General features: G+C 40.8%; 5 protein-coding genes. 1 reads left to right on the top strand and 4 read right to left on the bottom strand.

The features are described from left to right. Positions 1-325: 325 nt before the first annotated feature. Positions 326-1,522, bottom strand: a complete 1,197-nt coding sequence (locus VFM80_RS10110) for an RNA-guided endonuclease TnpB family protein (RefSeq protein WP_395071705.1) — start codon at positions 1,520-1,522, stop codon at positions 326-328. 84 nt (positions 1,523-1,606) lie between these two features. On the opposite strand from VFM80_RS10110, the gene tnpA reads away from it, so the two are divergent. Further along, entirely contained in the window at positions 1,607-2,014 is a 408-nt protein-coding gene (gene tnpA, locus VFM80_RS10105) for an IS200/IS605 family transposase (RefSeq protein ID WP_395071704.1), read from the top strand. Between the two features lie 69 nt (positions 2,015-2,083). Here tnpA and atpG read toward each other — a convergent pair whose 3' ends face one another. The 3 genes from atpG to VFM80_RS10090 form a co-directional block, all read right to left on the bottom strand. After that, positions 2,084-2,947 (bottom strand): ATP synthase F1 subunit gamma, encoded by an 864-nt coding sequence (atpG, locus tag VFM80_RS10100; RefSeq protein WP_395071703.1) that lies wholly within the window; start codon positions 2,945-2,947, stop codon positions 2,084-2,086. A gap of 68 nt (positions 2,948-3,015) precedes the next feature. After that, on the bottom strand, positions 3,016-4,593 hold the full coding sequence (gene atpA / locus VFM80_RS10095) for a F0F1 ATP synthase subunit alpha (RefSeq protein WP_395071702.1): 1,578 nt from the start codon (positions 4,591-4,593) through the stop codon (positions 3,016-3,018). Between the two features lie 45 nt (positions 4,594-4,638). Further along, a partial coding sequence (locus tag VFM80_RS10090; RefSeq protein ID WP_395071706.1) for a F0F1 ATP synthase subunit delta occupies positions 4,639-4,771 on the bottom strand: 133 nt, incomplete at its 5' end.

Raw genomic sequence — 4,771 nt, 5'->3', positions numbered from 1 at the left:
ACAGTAGTCGGATGAAGTTTTTCATTTCTTTTATTTTTAAGGATTTAAGAATATTTAAAGATAATAAATTCTATTCTAATATTAATTTTTTAGAAAATGAATAAAACCATTCGGATTACTTCTTGAAAAACAGGAAATTCTTTCCTTGGTGAACCAAATAAAAAATCGATTTCTTTTATGTCATTGTCCGTCCTTAATAGGACAGCAAAGTCTGTTTTTACCACTTTTGATCTTAAAATTTCGTTGTATTTGTTCACGAAAAGTATTTGTTCACGAATGTTGAACAATAAATAATAATGAACAAAAGCATCTTAGTGTGAGTGAACTACCCCACCCACGGCATAGCCGATGAGTAGGCTTCTGACTTCTCAGATAATTGAGTGTTACCACTTCTTACATCATCTCCATCAGTGTAATCGCCAGTTCCTGACGATGCCATTCTTAATCCTTTCTTGAGGATATTAATGGCGGCGTTTTCATCTCTTTGGAGGTGATGTCCATTTGGGCACCTCCATTCTCTTGTGGAAAGCTTCAGATCTTTATTGATCCATCCGCACTTATTACAAGTCTTTGAACTTGGATAGAACCGGTCGATCTTTATGACCTGTTTGTCATCCCAATCTGCCTTGTATTCCAGGAATTCTACAAAAGTACCCCAACTACCATCTGCGATGTGTTTGGCTAGTTTAGAATTGGCCATCATATATACTATGCCCAAGTCTTCTATGACAATGACATCGTTCTGATTGACTAGTCGGCGGGATATCTGATGTAGCCAGTCTCTTCTGGCGTTTCTTATCTTCTCGTGTATGCGGGCAACCTTTCGTCTTTGTTTCTCATACGAATGACTGCCTTTTTGTTTACGAGAAAGATCTTTTTGGGCACGTGCTAAGCTTCTTTCATATTTTCTGGTATACCGGTTGTTTTTAAAGTATTCTGCATCAGAGGTAACGATCAAATGGTTTATCCCCAGATCTACCCCCACTTGGCCACCTGTTTTTGGCCTGGGCTGATAGAGTTGCTGGGTCAATATGGATACGTTGTATTTTCCCGTCGATGTCCTGGAAAAGGTAACTCTTCTAATATCTCCTTCCATTTTCCTGTGAACAATACATCGGATCCCTTCCTTGAACTTTGGGACAGACAGTTTTCCCTCGGAAAGAGTAATATTTTGGGGAACCGTAAAGCTGTTCTTTCCTCTCTTTGACTTGAACCTGGGAAACCCGCTCTTGCCACTATAGAATTTGAGGTAGGCGGTATCCAGACAGCGCAGGGCAAACTGCAAAGATTGGCTGTTGATTTCATTGAGCCAGACAGTATCTTCTTGTTTTTTAAGATCAGTCAGGGATTTAGCCTGCTGGTTATATCCATCAGATCGCCCAGTTGATCCATACTGTTCCTTGCGCTGATTTAGAAAATGATTGTAGACAAATCTCATGCACCCAAAATGCTTCTCCAGCAATTCTTGTTGAGCTCGAGTAGGCTTCAATCTAAAGTAATATGTCTTGTATATCACCTTCATATTCACGAAGATACGAAAATTTCTTAAAGTTTTGTGAACATGCCCGTTATTTTACAAAGACACATTCACAAAACTTTAGAAATCATGTCCAAAAGCAACTACATTACTACAAACCATTCAAAACACTACCTCAAATGTCACCTTATATTGGTCTGCAAATACCGAAAGTCAGTACTTGTGGGCCAGCTGGATATAGACCTCAAATCCATATTTCACACTATTTCTAACCAGCCGGATTTTGAAATAGAAGTTTTTGAAAGTGACAGAGATCATGTGCATTTTCTTCTGCGCTACATACCCAGATTATCCAATTCGCAGATTGTCAGACGACTAAAACAGGAATCCACTCACCAGCTTTGGAAGTTGCATTACTCCCTACTTCATAAGCAATATTGGAACCAGAATCTACTTTGGTCTGATGGCTATTTTGTCTGCTCAATAGGCGAAGCATCTCCAGAAACCATCAGGAACTATATTCTTTCTCAGGGTTAATCGCTTACATCCCATCCACACCTAAAGTGATGAATGGGTTTTACGCTCAGTTTATAAAAAGAAAACCTATTACTTGTTCAATGCTTCAGCTCCACCAACAATTTCAAGTATCTCGTTGGTAATAGATGCCTGTCTTGCTTTGTTATAAGACAATTTAAGTGCATCTCTAAGTTCTGTCGCGTTATCTGTCGCTTTATGCATTGCAGTCATTCTTGCTCCGTGTTCGGAAGCAAAAGAATCTCTCAGTGCCTTATAGAGATGTATCTTCAGTGATTTCGGAATCAGTTCCTCAACAATTTCCTCCTTAGAAGGCTCGAAAATATAATCTGCGGTATTTTTTTCCTCCTGATTTTCATCGGGAACGATCGGAAGAAACTGTTCGGTCATGACGATCTGAGTGGCAGCATTCTTAAACTGGTTGTATACAATGACAATCTTATCGTACTTCTTCTCCGAAAACTGCAACATCAGGTCTTCCGCAATAGCTGAAGTTGCCTCAAAATTCAGATCATCATAAACTGCATTGTTGTTCTTATAAATTTCAAAAGATTTCTTGAGGATATCATTGGCTTTCTTTCCAAGTCCCATCACCTCAACATTCTTTCCTTTATACTCGGTAGCAGCAAGTCTTTTAACAGCTTTTATAATATTGGTGTTAAAGGCACCCGCCAGTCCCCTGTTGGAAGAAACTGCAACAATAAGAATATTGTTCAACTCTCGTTGATCAGAATATTTACTTCCTTGTTCATCACCGAGACTCGCACTGAGATTCTGCAATAACTCAGTGAGTTTTTCGGCATATGGCCTCATCGCATCAATAGCATCCTGGGCCCTGCTCAATTTAGCAGCCGATACCATTTTCATGGCACTGGTTATCTGCATCGTCGAGGAAACCGAAGTTATTCTGCTCCTAAGTTCTTTTAAATTTGCCATTTCTTAGTAACGATTTAATGATCTCAACCCACCAAATTCCGGCCAGTTTCAGATATTAAGCATCTTTTTTATTTATATTTTGCCGATAATTCCTTAGCAACCTTAGTCAGGGTATCGGTTACTTCATCTGTCAGTTTTCCTGATTTCAAAGTATCGAGCACATCACGGTGCTTAGCATCAAGATAATTTAGGTAATCCTTTTCGAATTCCCGAACTCTTTCTACCGGAACATCTCTTAAAAGGTTTTTGGAACCTGCATAAATGATCGCAATCTGGTTTTCAACCGGGTATGGATCATTTTGAGCCTGCTTGAGGATCTCCACGTTACGTTTTCCTTTTTCAATCACGCCCATTGTTGCTTTATCCAGGTCAGAACCGAATTTAGCAAAAGCTTCCAATTCCCGGTACTGTGCCTGGTCAAGTTTCAGGGTACCCGCAACCTTCTTCATCGATTTAATTTGAGCATTTCCACCAACCCTGGAAACTGATATCCCAACATTAATTGCAGGACGAACCCCGGAATTAAATAAATCGGAAGTCAGGAATATCTGTCCGTCTGTAATGGAAATAACATTCGTAGGAATATATGCCGATACATCTCCCGCCTGCGTCTCGATAAGTGGAAGGGCTGTTAAAGAACCTCCTCCTTTTACCTTGTCCTTAAGAACATCGGGGAGATCATTCATCGTCGCGGCAATCCCATCATCATTAATGACTTTAGCGGAACGCTCGAGTAATCTTGAGTGAAGGAAGAAAACATCCCCAGGGTATGCTTCACGTCCCGGTGGACGTCTAAGAAGCAATGATATTTCACGATAAGCAACTGCCTGTTTGGAAAGATCATCATAAACAATAAGTGCAGGGCGTCCGGTATCCCTGAAATATTCTCCTATCGCCGCTCCCGCAAATGGAGCATATACCTGCATGGCAGCAGGATCAGAAGCATTCGCTGAAACAATGGTAGTATATTGCATTGCTCCTTTATCTTCCAGGGTTTTTGCGATTCCGGCAACAGTAGAGGCTTTTTGTCCTATGGCAACATAGATACAATAAACCGGTTCCCCGGCATCAAAAAATTCTTTCTGGTTAAGAATGGTATCAATACAAACGGTAGTTTTCCCCGTCTGACGGTCACCAATTACAAGTTCCCGCTGTCCTCTTCCCACCGGTACCATTGCATCAATGGATTTAATTCCGGTCTGCAGAGGTTCTGTCACGGGCTCTCTGAAAATAACACCCGGGGCTTTACGTTCGAGTGGCATCTGGAAAGTTTCACCTTCAATAGGACCTTTACCGTCTATTGGAGCACCAAGAGTATCAACTACTCTCCCTACTATTCCCTCTCCTACATCTATCGAAGCAATTCTTTTGGTTCTCTTAACCGTTGCACCTTCTTTGATCTCGTTATACGATCCAAGGAGCACCACCCCGACATTGTCCTCTTCAAGATTGAGGACAATACCTTCAAGGCCAGTTTCGAATTCAACCAGCTCCCCGTATTGTGCATTGGCAAGACCGTAAATATTAGCAATTCCATCACCGATATTAAGAACAGTCCCCACTTCACTTAAAGAAGCCTTAGCTTCAAATCCTGAAAGTTGTTTTTTCAATATTGCTGATACTTCAGCCGGATTAATTTCTGCCATAATTATTTGGAATTAAAAGCCGGTCACATCGAGCGGCCGTTTTAATTAAATTTTTGAAATATATGCGTCGTTTTTAAATTCCCTTTTAAGGTTTCTCAGCTGAGAAGCGATACTTGCGTTGTACTGCAGGTCACCTACTCTTAGGATGAACCCTCCAAGTATGCTCTCGTCCACCAGG

The sequence above is a fragment of the Gracilimonas sp. genome (assembly GCF_035704785.1).
GTDB lineage: Bacteria > Bacteroidota > Rhodothermia > Balneolales > Balneolaceae > Gracilimonas.
This window is presented reverse-complemented; position numbering and strand designations above follow the sequence as displayed.